Here is a 17,531-nt window from a genome sequence, read left to right as displayed (position 1 = left end):
ACCTATTCGATCCCGTCGGTCCGCCGGATGAAGTCGCCGACGTCACGGTGCATCTCGGCGAGCAGCGGGACGTTGACGTAGATCATGTGGCCGGCGGGGTAATATTGATAGGCGATGTTCGCCTGCAGCTCCTTCGGGACGGGCAGGTGCTGCAGTTCGAACCAGCCCGCGAAATAGGGCGTCGACACATCGAAATAGCCACCGGTCACGAGCAGCTTCATCTTCGGATTCTGCTTCATCGCGACGGCGAGGTCGGGAAGGACGTTGGGCAGCGCGATCAGCGCGCGGCCGGCGCCGGGCGGCTGATGCCGGTAGTCCCAGCTTTCATAGACATCGAGCGCGCCTTCATAATGCTGGCCCGCGCCATAGCCGAGCGTGCCGCGCGCATAGTCGTTGAAGGCCGCGGTATAGGCCGCGCCGATCGCCGCGCCCTGCGGATCGTTCGAGGCGACCTTGGAGAGCGGGTCGAGCGTGATGCCGGTGAAGCGGGTGTCGAGCGTGCCGGTGGTCAGCCCCTTGTCGGCGAGCAGTTCCTTTTGCAGCGCGCCATATTCGATGCGGAGATTGGTCTTGAGCAGATAGGCGAGCGGCAGCCCGGTGTAGGCGTGGAGCCGCGCCGCGATTGCCTGTCGCTCGGCGTCGGGGAGGCTGTTCCCCTTCATCAGCGCAACAGCATAGTCCGTCGTCGCGAACGCCTCGACCTCGCGGAGGAAGGGCTGGAGCTCGCGCCCCGCGCCCGCGCGCTTGTGATACCAGGCGGTCGCGGCATAGGTCGGCAGCGCGACGACATAAGGCAGATCGACCCCCGGGTTGACCTGCGGATCGTCGGGCAGGAGATCCCAGTTCAGGATGTCGGAGAGCAGGATCACGCCGTTGAGGTCGATGTCCTGTCGTTGCAGCGCCAGCGTCATCCCGGCGGCGCGCATCGTGCCATAGCTTTCGCCGAAGATATACTTGGGCGATTTCCAGCGGCCATATTTCGACAGGAAGTCGCGGACGAAGACGGTGAAGGCGTGGATGTCCTGGTCGACGCCGTACCACGCCTTTTCCTTGTCCTTGCCCGCGACGCGGCTGAAGCCGGTTCCGGGCGCGTCGACGAAGACGAGGTCGGAGGCGTCGAGCAGGCTGTAGGCATTGGGCACGGTGCGATAGGGGGCGGAGCCGTGGACAAGGTCGGGCGTCTCGACGCGCATCGGACCGAAGGCGCCCATGTGCAGCCACAAGGTCGGCGAGCCGGGGCCGCCGTTGAAGAGGAAGGTGATCGGGCGGCTTTCGGCGGGCGCGCCGTCGCGGAAATAGGCGGTGTAGAACATCGAGGCTTCGGACGCCGGAACGTCGCCGCCGGCATCCTTGTCGCGCTTGCGTTCGTTTGGAAGCGTGTCGGTCCAGCCCTTCGGATGCACGACCAGCGTCCCCGCGACCGCCTGATAGGGAATCGCGGTTCCGCCTACCGTCACCGAAGCCGACGACCGGACTTCGCTCGGCGTGAAATAGGACTGATCGGCGGGCGCGACTTCGGACGCCGGGCGCGGTTCCTTCGACTGGGCGGCGGCGCAGCCGGCGAGGGCGAAGGCAAGGGCGGCGGCTGTGACGAACTTCATTTGATCGATCTCATCTGCATTGGTCCGTCATTGCGAACGGAGCGAAGCAATCCCGGGTGGCTTGCGCCTCTCCGGATTGCCACGCGGCTTCGCCGCTCGCAAGGACGCGGGTTAGCGGAACGAGGCCTGTCCGGCGCCGTCGATGTTGAGCTTTTGTCCCGAGCAATAGGGGTTCGCATCGCTCACGAACCAGACGACGGCGGCGGCAACGTCGTCGGGCGTCGGGACGCGGCCGAAGGGGAATTTGGCGTCGAGGTGATGGATGTCGTCGTTGCCGGTGATCGCGCGCGCGAGGCGTTCGCCCATGTCGCTGACCGTCAGCGACGGCGCGACGATGTTGACGCGCACGCCGTTCTTCACCTCCTCCTTCGCAAGCGTGAGTGCGAGCGCTTCGCCCGCGGCCTTCGCCATATTATAGGGCGCGCCGTTCGCGGCGTGGTGGAGCGTCGCGATGCTCGAAATGATGACGATGTCGCTGCGGTCGTGCTGGCGGAGTTGCGGCAGCGCGAGGCGCGACAGGCGGTGCGCGCCGACGGCGTGGATCGCGAGCAGTTTCTCGACCTCGGCGGCGTCGGTGTCGGCGACGCTCCGCCCGCGGCTGGCGATGCCGGCATTATTGATCAGGATCGACAGCGGGCCGAAATCGGCCTCGATCGCGGCGACCATCGCGGCGCTGGCCTCCTCGTCGGCGACCGAGGCCTGATACGCCTTCGCCTTGCGGCCGAGCGCCTGAATCTCCGCGACGGTTTCGGCGGCGGCGGCGGCGTCGCGCGTGTAGTTGACCGCGATATCCGCCCCCGCCTTCGCGAGCGCCAGCGCGATGCCGCGCCCGATCCCGCGCGAGGCGCCGGTGACGAGCGCGGTGCGGCCCGCGAGGTTCATGTCTGTCATTGCTCTCTCCCGATAGGTTCCGCGCGAATATGGCATGACGTTTACGTAGACGTAAGATAGCTTCCCCGTCATGAGCTGGAAAAAAGAGATCGACGAGCTCGGACAGCGCCGGGCGATGGCCGAGAAGATGGGCGGCGAGGAAAAGGTCGCGCGCCAGCATGGGCGCGGCAAGATGGACGCGCGGGCAAGGCTTGCGGCAATCGTCGATCCGGGCAGCTTTCGCGAGATCGGCAAGATCGCAGGGCGCGGCAAATATGGCGCGGACGGCGAGCTGGAAGATCTGGCGGCGTCGAATTTCATCTTCGGCCGCGCGAATATCGACGGGCGACCGGTCGTCGCCAGCGCCGACGATTTCACGGTGCGCGGTGGCGCGGCCGATGCGGCGCTGCACCGCAAGTTCGTCCAGTGCGAGGCGATGGCGCATGAATATCGCCTGCCGCTGATCCGCATGATCGACGGCACCGGCGGCGGCGGGTCGGTGAAGACGCTGGAGGAGATGGGCTATACCTATATCCCGCATGTTCCCGGCTGGGACCGGATCATCGCCAATCTCGACACGGTGCCGGTGGTCGCGCTCGCGCTCGGACCGACCGCGGGGCTGGGCGCGGCGCGGGTGGTCGCGAGCCATTACAGCGTGATGGTGCGCGGGCTGTCGCAGCTGTTCGCGGCGGGGCCGGCCGTGGCGGCGGCGATCGGCGATACGCTCGATCGCGAGGAACTGGGCGGGGTCGATGTGCATGCGCGCAACGGTGTCGTCGACGACGAGGTGGCGAGCGAGGCCGATGCCTTTGCGGCGGCGCGGCGCTTCCTGTCCTATCTGCCGTCGTCGATCCATGACCGGGCGCAGCGCACGCCGTGCAGCGATCCGGTCGATCGCCGCGACGAGGCGTTGCTGTCGATCGTGCCGCGCGAGGCGAAGCAGGTCTATTCGATGCGGCGCATCGCGAAGGCGGTGTTCGATACGGGCAGTTTCTTCGAGATGGGCGCGCGTTGGGGGCGGGCGGTCATCACGGCGTTCGCGCGGCTCGACGGCTGGCCGGTTGCGGTGCTCGCGAGCGATCCGTCGTACCTCGGCGGATCGTGGGACGCGAAGACCAGCGAGAAAGCGGAGCGTTTCGTGAAGCTCGCCGACCAGTTCCGGCTGCCGGTCGTCCACCTCGTCGACAATCCGGGGTTCATGATCGGCGGCGAGGCCGAGCGGACGGGGACGATCCGTTACGGCGTGCAGGCGATGAACGCGATCTATCGCGCGACGGTCCCGCTGGCGTCGGTCGTCGTGCGGCGCGCCTATGGCATCGCGGGCAGCGCGATGTCGAACGCCGAGCGCTTCCAATATCGTTTCGCCTGGCCGTCGGGCGACTGGGGCAGCCTGCCGATCGAGGGCGGGGTCGAGGTTGCGTACAAGAGCGAGCTCGAAGCGGCCGAGGATCCGGCGGCGCATCTGGAGGCGATCCGCGAGCGATTGAACCGCGTGCGCTCGCCGTTCCGGACGGCGGAAAAATTCGGGGTCGAGGATATCATCGACCCCAGGGATACACGGCCGCTGCTGTGCGAATTTGCGGAATTGGCGTGGCGGGTGGTGAAGTAGCCTGTCGAAGGGTCCGGGATGACGAGGGAAGGGGGATGGGATCGAGCATGACCGGCGGACGCCATTATGGCATGGACTGGCTGCGGATCGGCGCGTTCGCGCTGCTGATCCTTTACCATATCGGCATGTATTTCGTGCCATGGCACTGGCATGTGAAGATCGATCCGACGATCGACTGGGTCGCGATCCCGATGCTGGCGACGAATGGCTGGCGGCTGGCGCTGCTGTTTCTCGTGTCCGGCTATGCCAGCGCGTCGCTTTCGGGCAAGCTCGGCGGGGCGGGGGCATTCGCCCGGTCGCGGAGTGCGCGTCTGCTGATCCCGCTCGCCTTCGGCATCGTCTTCGTCATTCCGCCGCAGCCGTGGATCGAACTGGCGGGCCAGCTTGGCTATCGGCACGGCTTTCTGCATTTCTGGCTGCACGATTATTTCCGGTTCGGCGCGCTCGACGGGATTATCCTGCCGACCTGGCAACATCTGTGGTTCGTCGTCTATCTGTGGGCCTATACGATGCTCGCCGCATTGCTGCTGGCGCTCGTCCCGGACGAGACGCGCGCGAGGGTCGCGGATGCCGGCGCGCGGCTGCTGCGCGGCTGGGGGCTGCTGATCGTCCCGATCTTGTGGTGGCTCGCGGTCTTGCGCGCCTTTCCCCACCATGAGGAGACCCACGCCTTGCTCGACGACGGGCCGTCGCATCTTCACTATATGATGGCGTTCGCGGTGGGCTGGTTGCTGCGCGTGCGGCCGGTGCTGTTCGACAGCGTGGCGCGCTGCTGGCCGGTCGCGGCGGGACTGGCGGTGCTTGCCTTCGTTCCGATCGCATGGGTCGAATGGACCTGGCCGGGCGATACGATCGCGCCCGACTGGGTTTTCGCGCCCTATCATGTCGCGCGGCAGGTGCAGGGCTGGGCGACGATCGTCGCGCTGGTCGGGACCGCCGACCGCTGGTGGAACCGCGATCATCCGCGGCGCGCGATGCTCGCCGAGGCGGTGTTCCCCTTTTACATCGTCCACCAGACGATCATCGTCGTCGCGGGCTGGTATCTGTTGCGGGCCGATATGGCGGCGCTGCCCTCCTTCCTCATCCTTGTCGTCGTGACCGCGATCGGCTGCTGGCTTTTCTACGCCATCGGGCGCACCATCGGCTGGCTGCAGCCCCTTATCGGATTGCAGCGCAAACAGGGGAGGATGATATGGGCGCGTTGAAAGGCATCATGGCGATCGTCGGGATCGCGGCGATCATGATGGGGGGACTGTGGATCTTGCAGGGGCTCGACATCGTGCGCTGGCCCGCAAGCAGCTTCATGCTGGGCGATATCACCTGGACGCGCAACGGGGCGGCGCTGGCGGTCGTCGGCGTCGCGCTCCTGTGGTTCGCGCGGCGTCGTACTTGATCGACTACAAATGTAGTTGATCTGTATTGCAACTCTGATACACCTCGCGGCGAACCGGGGGTGGATTGGAGACTGGGATGATTCGTTCCTCGCGCCTTGTACCCGGCCTGTTGATGGCGGCCGCGATGATGGCGGTGCCCGCGATCGCGCCGCCTCCGGTGCTCGCCGCTGACGAAGCTGTCGGCGATGCGGTTGCCGAGCGATATGCGGCGCTGCTCGAGCGCGACTATGTCTATCCCGAAACGGGGAAGCGCTATGCCGCGGCGCTCCGCGCGGGCATCAGGGCCGGTCGCTACCGGGCGCTGTCCGGCGAGGCGCTGGGCGCGGCGATCGACGCCGACCTGAATGCGGTCGCGCCGGATGGCCATTTGCGGCTGCGCGTGCCCGAGGCGGCGTCCGCCGCGCCGACCGTTCCGGGGACTGCCGTGGCGGGTCCGCGCCCGCGCAAGCCCCCGGTCGAGCAGGCGGGCTGGATCGCGCCGGGGATCGCCTTCGTGCGCTTCAACCTGTTTCCCCACGATGCGGCGGTGACCGAGGCGGCGGCGAAATTCATGGCCGACCATGCCGATGCCAAGGCGATCATCTTCGACATCCGCAGCCACAACGGCGGTGGGCTCGACCAGATGGATGTGATCTTTCCATGGCTGTTCGCCGAGCCGACGCGGCTGGTGACGATGGCGACGCGCGCCTCGGTCGACGCCGGGGGCGGATCACCGATCGACGGTGTCGCTTCGCTGCGTCTTGTGAAGGGCGACCCCGGCATGGTGACGCGCGAGCATTGGGCGCTGCCGAACGGCGACAAGAGGCTGCACAAGGCCAGGGTCTATGTGCTGACCTCGGGCGCGAGCGGATCGGCGGCCGAGCATTTCGCGCTGGCGATGAAGCATACGCATCGCGGCGTGCTGGTCGGCGCGCCGACCGCGGGCGCCAATCATTTCGGGCGCGGCGAGGAACTGGGCGGCGGGTACGAGGCCTTCATCCCGGTCGGGCGCACCTATGACCCCGATACCGGCAAGGATTGGGAAGGCGACGGTATTCAGCCCGACATCGCGGTGCCGCCCGCCGACGCGCTGGTGCGCGTGTTGACCGACCTCGGCATCGCGCCGGCGGAGGCGAAGACGCTGTCCGACGCGCACATGCCGGCGTGGCCGATGGAGCGGCGGAAACCGCGCGGGGCGCGCTGACCGCCGCTCCGCCGCCGCGCTATTTTCCGAGCGAGAAGCTGGTCGAGGCGAGGAATTTCCAGCCGCCGCCGCTGCGCACCAGCGTTTCGACGATGGCTTCCTTGCCCCAGTCGGGCTTGTCGGTGCCGCGCTGCGCGACAATGGTCAGCGCATAGGTCACGACCGCGGTGTTGCCGCTGAGCGAGATCGACTGCGGGCTGAGCTCATATTGCAGCACCTTGCCCTGCGTGTTCTGGAACTTTGTCCAGCGCACGGTCGCATCCTTGCCGCGCGGGGCGGCGAACTCGGCCGACCAGGTGATCATTTGCGGGTCGGCATATTCGGCGGGCCATTTGCCGTTCTGCGCGACATCGTCGACCCAGCTTTGCTGGACGAATTTCCACACCTCGCCCTGTTCGGCGGACCAGGTCGGCATCTGGGCGTGCGCGAGCGGCGCCGCGCCCATGAGCAGGAGGGCCGCCGAAGCGGCAAGCAGCTTGATGGTCATGCGATTTTCCCCGTCGTTGCCGGTCCCCGTTTCGGGTGACCGAATCGTTCGCAAAAGCGCGAACTGCCCGCGGCCCGGCGGCAGGGAAGCATGATTTGCAAGGGCAGGCAAATGCCGCCGGTTAGCGACTGGAATCGCGAAATTTCCAGGCAGCGATCAACCGGCGCCGGCGAGCGCGTCCAGCGCTTCGCCGTCGACGCGCATCACCGTCCATTCATCCATCGGCTTCGCGCCGAGGCTCCGGTAGAAGCCGATCGACGGGGTGTTCCAGTCGAGCACCGACCATTCGAGGCGCGCGCAGTCGCGTTCGATGCAAAGCCTGGCGAGGTGTGCGAGCAGCGCCTTGCCGAGCCCCGAGCCGCGCGCACCGGGGCGCACGAACAGATCCTCGAGGTAGATGCCGGGGCGCCCCTCGAAGGTCGAGAAATTGTGGAAAAAGAGCGCGAAGCCCTGCGCCGCGCCATCAATCTCCCCGATCGCCACTTCGGCATAGGGGCGCGGGCCGAAGAGTTTCTCGCCGAGCGTCGCCTCGTCGAAGCGGACTTCGTGCGCGAGCTTTTCATAGTCGGCGAGGTCGCGGATGAACTGCGCGATCAGCGGCAGGTCGGCGGGCGTGGCGGAGCGGATCGAGACGGTCATGCGGCTGCTCTGTCGGGCGGCGGCGCGGCTGTCAAATACGCTTTCGCGCGCGCAGGATGAGCAGCGCGGCGATGACCAGCCCCGGCTGGCCGAGCACCGCGGGCGCGTCAGCCCGAAAGGTCGCGGGGCCGCAGATGCCGGCCGCGACCTCATAGAGATGGAGCAGGCCGTGCAGCGCCAGCCACAGCCCGCCGACGACCGCGGCGCGCCAGCGGAGGACCGGGTTCGCGGCCGCATAGAGCAGGATCAGCCCCGACCCCGCATAGGCGAGGCCGATGTCGCGGATGAAATGAGCGTTCGGCGGGCCGGTGGTGACCACGGTGGGAATGAAAACATACCAGTCGAGCGGCTTGGCCAGCATGAAAAGCCCGTTGGCGGCCGCCGTGACGGCGGCGACCAGGAGCAGCAACTGGACCAGCCGGTCGAGCGCGTCGAATTTTTCGGGCATGTGAGCCTCCCCCCGCGATGGTTTCGGTGATGCTATAGGCTGCGGTCGGTGTTTCAAAGGCGATGTTGCGGTGGGGTGTCGGGTTTCGGGCGAGAGATGGCATTTGCGGGCGTTCGGGATGTAATGGCAGGAGTCGACCGGAGGCTGGCCTATCGTTCATCGTCACCCCGGACTTGATCTGGGGTCCATGCCTTCAGCGCGGCGGTGGATCCCGGATCAAGTCCGGGATGACGAATGACGGGAAACGACCGGAACTAGCCGTCGCCCCCGCGAAGGCGGGGGCAGCAGTCGGTTTACGCTGCGGCGCAGGAAAAGGCCGATGGCGGCCCCCGCCTGCGCGGGGGCGACGTTGTTGATACGTCCGCTTTCCACCCCAAACCCGCCGTAGGTGCACACCAAGGCCAACACGGCGCTTCGCCGGAGTGCGGATCGCCAACTCGGCGGCACTTCATCGCAATCGGCTTGACGCTATCGGTGAACCGTGCAATTTCATCGACGAGTTGAAGTAGCTGGAGCGAAACCCCCATGCCTCAAGCGTCTCAATCCCCGCAAAGCGTATCGGTTCCCCCCATTCCCCCCGCCCGCGGCAGCGGCGAGCGTAGCCCCGGCGTCAAGCTGGTGATCGCGGTGCTGATCGCCGTCGCGCTGATGGTGCCGCTGCTGATGGTCTATGGCCTGCTCTGGGACCGCCAGCAGCAGGCGGAGACCGCGCAGGCCTCGATCGGGCAGGGCTGGGGCGGCCAGCAGACGATCGGCGGCCCGGTGATCGTGATCCCGTACCGTACGACCGAAACGCAGACGGTGCAGGAGAATGGCCGCGACGTGACGCGGACCGTCAACACGATCCGGAATCTCTATCTCTCGCCGCAGGCGAACAAGGCCGAGGTCGCGATCAAGCCCGAGAAGCGCAAGAAGGCGATCTACGAGACCGTCGTCTATGAAAGCCAGATCGCGGGCAGCGCCGACTTTGTGCTGCCCGCCGATATCGCCCGCTATGGCGTGACGCGCGAGGCGCTGATGCTCGACCGCGCCGAGGTACGCCTCGGCGTCAGCGACGCGCGCGGGCTGGTCGACGGCAACAGTCTGGCGGTGAACGGCACGCCCGTGGCGCTGCAGCCGGGCAAGGGGCTCGCCTCGACGGGCAATTCGGGGACCTTCGCATTTGTCGACTGGACGGGCGCGGCACCGCTGAAGGTCGATTACAAGATCGGCGTGCGCGGCCTCGGCGATTTCAAGCTGATCCCGCGCGGGGTCGACACGCGTTGGACGGTCAAGTCGAGCTGGCCGAACCCGAGCTTCGGCGGCGATTTCCTGCCCGCGAAGCGCAGCGTAACGGCAAACGGCTTCACCGCGGCCTATGCGATCCCGAACCTTGCATTGGGTCAGGCGCAGGTGCTGACGGGCGACCTGTCGCCGCCGGTCGCGACCAATTACGGCACGCGCGACGCCTATGCCGTCGAGGCGCCGGCGCCCGCCGCGGCCGACGGGAGCGGCGGCATGGAGACCTCGGGCGGGACCGCGAAGGCGATCGCGATCAGCCTGATCGAGCCCGTCGACCTGTACAGCCAGGTCGACCGCAGCATCAAATATGGCTTCCTGTTCATCGGCTTCACTTTCGTCGCCTTCCTGATGTTCGACATCATCGCGGGCGCGCGGGTCGCGGCGGCCGAATATCTGCTGACCGGGGTGGCGCTGGTGCTGTTCTTCGTGCTGCTGCTGGCGTTCGCCGAGGTGATCGGGTTCATGCCGGCCTATATGCTCGCTTCGGCGGCGATCATCGGCCTCTTGACCTTCTATAGTGCGGCGGTGCTCAAGAGCTGGAAGCGCGCGCGTTTTCTCGCGGCGATGCTGATCGGCCTTTATGCGCTGCTCTATACGTTGCTCAATCTCGAAGCCTATGCGCTGCTGATCGGGTCGGTGCTGATGTTCTTCGCGCTTGCGGGTGTGATGTACATGACGCGCAACATCGACTGGGGCGGGCTGGGCAAGAAGGAGGAGGTTGCGGCGGCAGCGGCCGCTTGACAGAAAGCCGTGCGTCCCCGCGAAGGCGGGGACCCATCTCCGGTTGGCTCGAAATGGCACCGGCAGGTGATGGGCCCCCGCCTTCGCGGGGGCACACGCTTTTAGGAATGCGCTACCGCCAGCGCAGATTGTGGGGGCCGAGATCCGCGAGGGTCTTGGCCCCCATCAATTTCATCCCGCGCTCGATTTCGGCGCGGAGCAGAGTGATCGCGCGCGCGACGCCATCCTCGCCCGCCGCGGCGAGCGCGTAGAGATAGAGGCGGCCGCCCGAGCAGGCCTTCGCGCCGACCGACAGCGCCTTCAGCACATGCGTGCCGCGGGTGATGCCGCCGTCGCAGATCACCTCGATCCGGTCGCCGACCGCATCGACGATCCCGGCGAGCGCGTCGAAGGGCGCGATGCTGCCGTCGAGCTGGCGCCCGCCGTGGTTCGAGACCATGATGGCGGTGGCGCCGATGTCCACGGCTCGCTTCGCATCCTCGACCGCGGCGATGCCCTTCAGGCAGAAGGGGCCGTTCCACTGCTTGCGGATCGCCTCGGCGCGCTTCCAGTCGAGGCTCTGGTCGAGCATCGTAGTGAAATATTCGGCGACCGATTTGGGTACGCTCGATCCTTCGGACACATGCGTCGCGAGGTTCGGCAGGCTGAATTTTTCGCGAAGGACATAGTTCAGGCCCCAGCCGGGCTTGATCGCATAGCTCAGCATGTTGCGCGCGGTGAAGCGCGGCGGCGAGGTGAAGCCCGAGCGGAGGCAGCGTTCGCGATTGCCGCCGACGATCGTGTCGACGGTCAGCGCGACCGCGTCGAACTTCGCGTCGCGCGCGGCGTCTAGCATCGCCTTGTTCAGCCCCTCGTCGTGGTGGACATAGAGCTGGAAAAGCTTGGGGCCGTCGGTCAGCGCGCCCGCCTCGGCGAGGCCGATGGTGGCGAGGCTGGAAATGCCGGCGACGGTTCCGGCCTTCGCTGCGGCGCGCAGCACGGCGCGCTCGCCCTGCCAGTGGAACAGGCGCTGGAGCGCGGTCGGCGAGAGGAAGAGCGGCATTGCCATCTCGCGCCCGAACAGCGTCGTCTTCATGTCGATGCTTTCGACCCCGGCAAGCACGCGCGGAACGAGGTCGCAGCGGTCGAAGGCGTCGCGGTTGCGGCGGCGGGTGACCTCGTCGTCGGCGGCGCCGTCGATATAGTCGAACACCGGCCACGGCAGGCGGCGCTTCGCGAGCGCGCGGAAGTCGTCGATATTGTGGCAGTCGGTGAGTTTCATGCGTGCCCTACAGTCCCGTCATTGCGAGCGCAGCGAAGCAATCCAGAGCGGTTTGCGCAACTCTGGATTGCTTCGCTGCGCTCGCAATGACGAAATTAATAGACCGTCCGCGCGGCGACCGTGCCCTTGGTCGCATAGCTGAAGCGCGGCTCGACCGGGAGCGCCGGGTCGAGGATATGCGCCGCGACGCGCTTGCCGACCGCAGGTCCGTTCTTGAACCCGTGGCCCGACCCGCCGCCGACCAGCCAGATGCGATCCTGTCCGGGCAGCCGGTCGATCAGATAATCGCCGTTCGAGCTGTTCTCATATTGGCAGACGCGCGCCCCGATCAGCGGCGCGTCGGTCAGGCCGGGGAAGCGGCGCGCGATATAGGCGCGGGCCTCCGCGATCCCCGCAGGTGTCGGTGCGCGGTCCAGCGTGTCGGGGTCGACGACGGGGCCATGGACGTCGATCGCGATCTTGAACCCCGCGCCCTCAAGGTCGGGGATGCCATAGACGATGCGGCCGTTGTTGAAGTCGGCCCAGACGGGAAGTTCGGGCGGGGTGAAGCGCGTGTCGCCCTGCGGCGCGCCGAAATGATAGACCTCCTGCCGCGTCGCGACGATCTTGCCGCCCAGCTGTTGCGGGAAAAGTTCGGCGAGCCAGGGACCGGCGCAATAGACGAGATGGTCGGCGGTGCCGCCGTCGGGAAGGCGGTGCTTCCTGATCTTTTTGGCGATCAGTGGTGCAGGCATGACGACGCGTTCGACCTCGATTTGCGCATCGGCGATGACTTCCTGCACCCCACGCCCCGCGATCAGCGCACCGCTGTCCTTTTCGAGGATGCCGGTTTCGCCCTGATAGAATTGGATCTGGCGCCAGTTCTTCTGGAGCCAGCTTACGTCGCCATGGTCGTGATCGATGCGGTTCGCCTTGAACCAGTCGAGCGACTGACGCGTGTAGGTGTCGCCCTGCGGTGCGAACCACAGCACGCCGGTGTTGTGGAAGATCGGCAGGCTCGCGGTGTCGGAGAGGGTTTTCCAGTACTGAAGCGACTCCTTCGCCATGTCCGAGTAAATGGTGTCGGCGCCATAGCCCATGCGGATGACCCGGCTCTCGCCGCCCGACGAGGCGCGCCAGTGGCCGGCGCCATAGGCGTCGAATAGGCGCACCGATTTGCCCGCGCGGACGAGATGCCAGGCGGTCCATGCGCCAAACACACCCGCGCCGATGACCGCGACGTCGACATGCTGGATCTTGGGGCGCGCGGGCTTGCGCTTCTTGGGCTTGCGTTCGGCCGCCATCGCCGCAGTCGCGACGGGAAGCGCCGCAAGGCCGCTCAGGACGGCGCGGCGCGACGGCACGTCACCGGCCAACGGTCGCACCCTCGCTCTTCCTGTAATAGCGATAGCCGCCGATCCAGGTTTCGAGCGGCACCATCTTGCGGATCGCATCGGGGCTCGCGAGCAGCGGGTCGTCGGCGAGGATCAGGAAGTCGGCGCGCATTCCGGGCATCAGCGTGCCGAGCCGGTCCTCCGCGAAGGCGGCGTAGGCGGCGGTGCGCGTGTAGCCGTCGAGCGCTGTCTCGCGCGTCACCGTTTCCTCGGGATGCCAGCCGCCGACGGGCTGGCCCGCGGCGTCGGTGCGCGAGATGGCGGCGGCGATGCCGGGGAAGGGGTTGGCGCTTTCCACCGGCACGTCGGAGCCGAAGGCAAGGCGGACGCCCGCCTTTTCGAGGCTGCGCCAGGCATAGGCGCCCTTCAGCCGGTCGGGACCGAGCCGCGCTTCGGCCATCAGCCGGTCGCTCGTCTGGTGGACCGGCTGCATCGAGGCGATGACCTTGAGTTCGGCGAATTTCGGGATGTCGAGCGGGTCGACGATCTGCGCATGTTCGATGCGCCAGCGTCGCTCGCCGGGAAGGTCGCGGCTGAGGTCGTCGATCGCAGCGAGCGCCTCGGCATTGGCGGCGTCGCCGATCGCGTGGATCGCGACCTGGAACTTGTCCATCGACGCGCGCACCATCTTGTTGCGGAGCTGCGCGGGGGTGAGCAGGGGCAGACCCTTCTGCCCCGGCGCGTCGCTGTACGGCGCCTTGAGCCAAGCGCCGCGCGAGCCCAGGGCACCGTCGAGATAGAGTTTGACCCCGACCATGCGCAGCTTGTCGTCGTAGAGCCAGGGCGTCGGTTCAGATCCGGCGATCAGCGCCATATTGTCGATGTCGCCACCGTAGCTGAGGACGCGGATCGCCAGCTGTTTCTTGTCGCCCGCGCGGCGATAGGCCTGCCAGTCCTGGATCGACGTGCCCATGTCGGCGATGCTGGTGATGCCCTGTTCGATCAGCTTTTGCTGCGCGAGCAGGAAGGCGCGGTCGAGGTCGCGTGCGAGCGGCTTGGGCTTGGCGCTGTCGATCAGGCTCATCGCGGCGTCGACGAAAACGCCCGAGGGCTTGCCGCCCGCCATTTCGATGCGGCCGCCCTCGGGAGCTTTGGTGGCTGCGGTAATCTTTGCGGCGGTCATGGCCGCCGTATTGGCCCAGCCGGCATGGCCGTCGACGCGTTCGAGCCAGACCGCGCGGTCGGGTACCGCGGCGTCGAGGTCGGCAGCGGTCGGGAAGCGGCCGAGACCCCATTTCTCCTGGTTCCAGCCGAAGCCGATGATCCACGGCATTTCGGGATTTTCGGCAGCGTATTTCTTGATCGCCGCCTGCGCCTCGGCGAGCGAATTGGTGCCCGAGAGGTCGAGCAGCATCAGCTGGAAGCCAAGCCCCATGACATGGCCGTGCGCGTCGATCAGCCCGGGGATCAGCGTGCGGCCCCGGCCGTCTTCCTTGAAATCGGGGCGTTCGGGGCGCTTGTCCTTGCGGTCGAGGAGCTGCTTGACCTTGCCCTGGCTGTCGATGACGAGCCCGGTGAAGCGGACGAGCTTGCCGTCCTTGTCGAGCGTGATGCCGTTGACATTGTCGACGAGCGTGTCGGCGTGCGCGGGGGTTGAGAGAAGGAGGGCGGCGAGGGCCGCCATAATCAAGCCCCTCCCCTTCAGGAGTGTCAGGCCGGTCATGCCCCCGGCATGACCTAAACCGTCCGGGGGACGGTTTACCTGGCACTGGGTTGGGGTGGGGGCCGTCAGCGTAGCGCAAGGCCGATGCCCCCCACCCGCTGCGACTAGCGAACAAGTTCGCAAGTCTCGCTGCCCTCCCCTGAAGGAGAGGGCGTGTTTCAGCTCGCCGCTCACTTCGGCAACCTCGTCACGAGCGAGCTGGTATCGCGGCGGCCGTTCCCTAGCTTCTGGACATCGGCATAGAATTGATCGACCAGACTCGCCACCGGCAAGGTCGCGCCATTGACCCGCGCTTCCTCGATCGCGAGGCCTAGGTCCTTGCGCATCCAGTCGACCGCGAAGCCGAAATCGAACTCGTCCTTCGCCATCGTGCCCCAGCGGTTGAGCATCTGCCAGCTCGCCGCCGCGCCGCCCGAGACGGCTTCGAACACCTTGTCGGTGTCGAGCCGCGACGCCTGCGCGAAGCGCAGCGCCTCGGACAGACCCTGTATCACCCCGGCGATCGCGATCTGGTTGACCATCTTGGTGGTCTGGCCCGCGCCGGGGCCGCCGATATGGACCATGCGCGCGGCATAGGCGCGCATGACGGGCTCGGCCGCCGCGAACGCCGCTTTCGTGCCGCCGCACATGATCGACAGCGTGCCGGCCTCCGCGCCCGACTGGCCGCCGGAGACAGGAGCGTCGACGCTGTGGAGGCCCAGTCCCTCGGCTTCGACCGAAAGCTGGCGCGCGATGCGGGCGGAGACGGTGGTGTGGTCGATGAACAGCGCTCCCTTGCCCATCGCGCGAAAGGCGCCGTCGCGGCCGAGCGTGACCTGCGCGAGGTCGTCGTCGTTGCCGACGCAGGTCAGGACGACGTCGGCGTCCTTCGCGGCCTCGGCCGGCGTCGATGCCGCCTTGCCGCCGTTCGCCGCGACCCAGGCGTCGGCCTTTGACCGGGTACGGTTATAGACGGTGAGGTCGTGTCCCGCCTTCGCGAGATGCCCCGCCATCGGCCCGCCCATGACGCCGGTGCCGATGAAGCTGATGCGCAATTTCCGTTCGCTCATACAGCGACCCATAACCATGGTTTGCGCGGCGCGCCAGATGGGGTAGGGGGCCTATCGTTATGACCGAGCAACTTGCCCTGACCTCCGCCGCCGACCTTCCGGCGATCACATTGGACGATGTGCGCGCGGCGGCGGGGCGAATTAACGGCGCGGTCGTGCGAACGCCGACCCTCCATTCGCAGACCTTGTCCGAGCTGGTCGGCGCCGAGGTCTGGCTGAAGTTCGAGAATCTGCAATTCACGGCGGCGTACAAGGAGCGCGGCGCGCTCAACGCGCTGCTGCTGCTCAGCGACGAGGCGAAGGCGCGCGGCGCGATCGCGGCGTCGGCGGGCAATCATGCGCAGGGGCTCGCCTATCATGGCAAGCGGCTCGGCGTCCCCGTCACCATCGTGATGCCGAAGACCACGCCGCAGGTGAAGGTGTCGCAGACCGCGAGCCACGGCGCGACGATCGTGCTGCACGGCGAGACCTTCGACGACGCCTACGCCCATGCACGGGTGCTGGAAAGGGAACGCGGTCTGACCTTCGTCCATCCCTTCGACCACCCGCATGTCGCGGCGGGGCAGGGAACCGTGGCGCTGGAGATGCTGGAGGATGTGCCCGAACTCGACACGCTGATCGTGCCGATCGGCGGCGGCGGGCTGCTCGCGGGGATGGGAACCGCGGCGCGCGGGATCAAGAACGACATGCGCCTCGTGGGCGTGCAGGCCGAGCTTTATCCGTCGATGTATGCCGAACTCAACGGCGTCGACATGGCGTGCGAGGGCGACACGCTCGCCGAGGGCATCGCGGTGAAGGAGCCGGGTTCCTACACTCGCAAGCTCGTCTCCGGACTCAACGACGATATCGTGCTCGTCGCCGAGCGCCATCTGGAGCGTGCGGTCAGCCTGTTGCTGCAGATCGAAAAGACCGTCGTCGAGGGCGCGGGCGCCGCGGGGCTCGCTGCGATGCTCGCGCATCCCGAGGAATTCGCGGGGCGCAAGGTCGGGCTGGTGCTGACCGGGGGCAATATCGACACGCGCCTGCTCGCAAACGTGCTGCTGCGCGATCTCGCGCGCTCGGGCCGCATCGCGCGCCTGCGTATCCGGCTGCAGGACCGGCCGGGCGCGCTGTTCAAGGTGATGAAGCTGTTCGACGAGAAGCAGGTCAACATCATCGAAATCTATCACCAGCGCATCTTCACGACCTTGCCCGCCAAGGGGCTCATCACCGACATCGAATGCGAAGCGCGCGATCGCGAGCATCTCGACAGCCTCGTCGCCTCGCTGCGCGACGCGGGCTATATGGTGACCACGGTCGAGTTGGCTTGATTTTGCTCCCTCCCGCTTGCGGGAGGGGATTGCTATGGCGGCCTTATGAATGAATTCACTCTCCAGCTCACCGCCACCCCCGACAGCATCGACGAGCTTGGCCACGTTAACAACGCCGTCTGGGTCCAGTGGATCCAGCAGGTTGCAACCGGCCATTGGGACGCCGCCGCGCCGCCGTCACACAAGGACGCTTACATTTGGGTCGTGGTGCGGCACGAGATCGATTATCTGCGCGCGCTCGGTCCCGGCGAGACGGTGACCGCGCGGACCTGGGTCGCCGACAAGCCGCAGGGTGCGAAGTTCGACCGCTTCATGGAGTTCACCGGCGCCGATGGGAAAGTCCACGTCAGGGCGCGAACGGTCTGGGCGCTGCTCGACAAGGCGAGCGGGCGGCCGCTGCGCGTGACCGACGAGATTGTGGCGCCGTTTTTGGGGTAGGGCGGCTTCGGGGGTGGATTCCAGCCCTTCAATTCTCGTCATGCTGGCTGCGGCGATGGCCTCGCTGTTTCAGCATCCATGGCCTTCGCTCAAATTCTACGCCACGCCGAAGGAAACGAAAGACCATGGATCCTGAAACAAGTTCAGGATGACGATGCTGGAAATGTCGTGCTTCGCTCGAAAC

At 66.9% G+C, this 17,531-nt stretch carries 16 protein-coding genes; 7 read left to right on the top strand and 9 right to left on the bottom strand.

From position 1 onward, the window contains the following. Positions 1-2: 2 nt before the first annotated feature. Complete coding sequence (locus J1N50_RS14355; protein ID WP_215354806.1) at positions 3-1,601, bottom strand: S10 family peptidase; 1,599 nt, start codon at positions 1,599-1,601, stop codon at positions 3-5. Between the two features lie 111 nt (positions 1,602-1,712). Beyond that, positions 1,713-2,492, bottom strand: a complete 780-nt coding sequence (locus J1N50_RS14350; RefSeq protein WP_215354803.1) for an SDR family NAD(P)-dependent oxidoreductase — start codon at positions 2,490-2,492, stop codon at positions 1,713-1,715. A gap of 70 nt (positions 2,493-2,562) precedes the next feature. Here J1N50_RS14350 and J1N50_RS14345 point away from each other — a divergent pair, with 70 nt between their 5' ends. The 4 genes from J1N50_RS14345 to J1N50_RS14330 all read left to right on the top strand — a co-directional run bounded on the left by J1N50_RS14345 (position 2,563) and on the right by J1N50_RS14330 (position 6,657). Continuing rightward, entirely contained in the window at positions 2,563-4,080 is a 1,518-nt protein-coding gene (locus J1N50_RS14345) for an acyl-CoA carboxylase subunit beta (RefSeq protein WP_215354800.1), read from the top strand. A gap of 47 nt (positions 4,081-4,127) precedes the next feature. Continuing rightward, positions 4,128-5,285 (top strand): acyltransferase family protein, encoded by a 1,158-nt coding sequence (locus J1N50_RS14340; protein ID WP_215354797.1) that lies wholly within the window; start codon positions 4,128-4,130, stop codon positions 5,283-5,285. Beyond that, positions 5,273-5,473, top strand: a complete 201-nt coding sequence (locus J1N50_RS14335; protein ID WP_215354794.1) for a hypothetical protein — start codon at positions 5,273-5,275, stop codon at positions 5,471-5,473. Before J1N50_RS14340 ends, J1N50_RS14335 begins: the two co-directional genes overlap by 13 nt. 77 nt (positions 5,474-5,550) lie before the next feature. Continuing rightward, a complete protein-coding gene (locus J1N50_RS14330) occupies positions 5,551-6,657 on the top strand; it encodes a S41 family peptidase (protein WP_215354791.1) in 1,107 nt (368 codons plus the stop codon). Between the two features lie 19 nt (positions 6,658-6,676). Here the strand turns inward: J1N50_RS14330 and J1N50_RS14325 are convergent, their stop codons facing one another. The 3 genes from J1N50_RS14325 to J1N50_RS14315 form a co-directional block, all read right to left on the bottom strand. Further along, positions 6,677-7,144, bottom strand: a complete 468-nt coding sequence (locus J1N50_RS14325; protein WP_215354788.1) for a nuclear transport factor 2 family protein — start codon at positions 7,142-7,144, stop codon at positions 6,677-6,679. Positions 7,145-7,300: 156 nt separating this feature from the next. Continuing rightward, the gene (locus J1N50_RS14320) at positions 7,301-7,783 is read right to left on the bottom strand and encodes a GNAT family N-acetyltransferase (RefSeq protein WP_215354785.1); all 483 of its coding nucleotides are present in this window, start codon (positions 7,781-7,783) and stop codon (positions 7,301-7,303) included. Positions 7,784-7,814: 31 nt separating this feature from the next. Next, positions 7,815-8,231: a hypothetical protein gene (locus J1N50_RS14315; protein WP_215354782.1), complete on the bottom strand. Its 417-nt coding sequence runs from the start codon at positions 8,229-8,231 to the stop codon at positions 7,815-7,817. 525 nt (positions 8,232-8,756) lie between these two features. On the opposite strand from J1N50_RS14315, the gene creD reads away from it, so the two are divergent. Further along, entirely contained in the window at positions 8,757-10,253 is a 1,497-nt protein-coding gene (gene creD / locus J1N50_RS14310) for a cell envelope integrity protein CreD (protein WP_215354780.1), read from the top strand. 112 nt (positions 10,254-10,365) lie between these two features. Here the strand turns inward: creD and J1N50_RS14305 are convergent, their stop codons facing one another. The 4 genes from J1N50_RS14305 to J1N50_RS14290 all read right to left on the bottom strand — a co-directional run bounded on the left by J1N50_RS14305 (position 10,366) and on the right by J1N50_RS14290 (position 15,599). Beyond that, complete coding sequence (locus tag J1N50_RS14305) at positions 10,366-11,514, bottom strand: alpha-hydroxy acid oxidase (protein WP_215354778.1); 1,149 nt, start codon at positions 11,512-11,514, stop codon at positions 10,366-10,368. A gap of 95 nt (positions 11,515-11,609) precedes the next feature. Beyond that, the gene (locus J1N50_RS14300; RefSeq protein WP_215354776.1) at positions 11,610-12,878 is read right to left on the bottom strand and encodes an FAD-dependent oxidoreductase; all 1,269 of its coding nucleotides are present in this window, start codon (positions 12,876-12,878) and stop codon (positions 11,610-11,612) included. After that, positions 12,859-14,511 (bottom strand): amidohydrolase, encoded by a 1,653-nt coding sequence (locus tag J1N50_RS14295; protein WP_246553542.1) that lies wholly within the window; start codon positions 14,509-14,511, stop codon positions 12,859-12,861. The genes J1N50_RS14300 and J1N50_RS14295 overlap by 20 nt, the downstream gene beginning before the upstream one ends. 209 nt (positions 14,512-14,720) lie before the next feature. Beyond that, entirely contained in the window at positions 14,721-15,599 is an 879-nt protein-coding gene (locus J1N50_RS14290) for an NAD(P)-dependent oxidoreductase (protein WP_215354772.1), read from the bottom strand. Positions 15,600-15,658: 59 nt separating this feature from the next. Between J1N50_RS14290 and J1N50_RS14285 the strand changes: the two genes are divergently transcribed. Both J1N50_RS14285 and J1N50_RS14280 read left to right on the top strand, forming a co-directional pair. Beyond that, positions 15,659-16,909, top strand: a complete 1,251-nt coding sequence (locus J1N50_RS14285) for a threonine ammonia-lyase (RefSeq protein ID WP_215354769.1) — start codon at positions 15,659-15,661, stop codon at positions 16,907-16,909. 45 nt (positions 16,910-16,954) lie between these two features. Beyond that, complete coding sequence (locus J1N50_RS14280) at positions 16,955-17,347, top strand: acyl-CoA thioesterase (RefSeq protein ID WP_215354766.1); 393 nt, start codon at positions 16,955-16,957, stop codon at positions 17,345-17,347. Positions 17,348-17,531 lie beyond the last annotated feature (184 nt).

The organism is Sphingopyxis soli (genome assembly GCF_018682675.1).
GTDB classification, from domain to species: domain Bacteria; phylum Pseudomonadota; class Alphaproteobacteria; order Sphingomonadales; family Sphingomonadaceae; genus Sphingopyxis; species Sphingopyxis soli.
The sequence above is the reverse complement of the archived record's forward strand: the minus strand, read 5'-3'. Positions and strand labels throughout refer to the sequence as shown.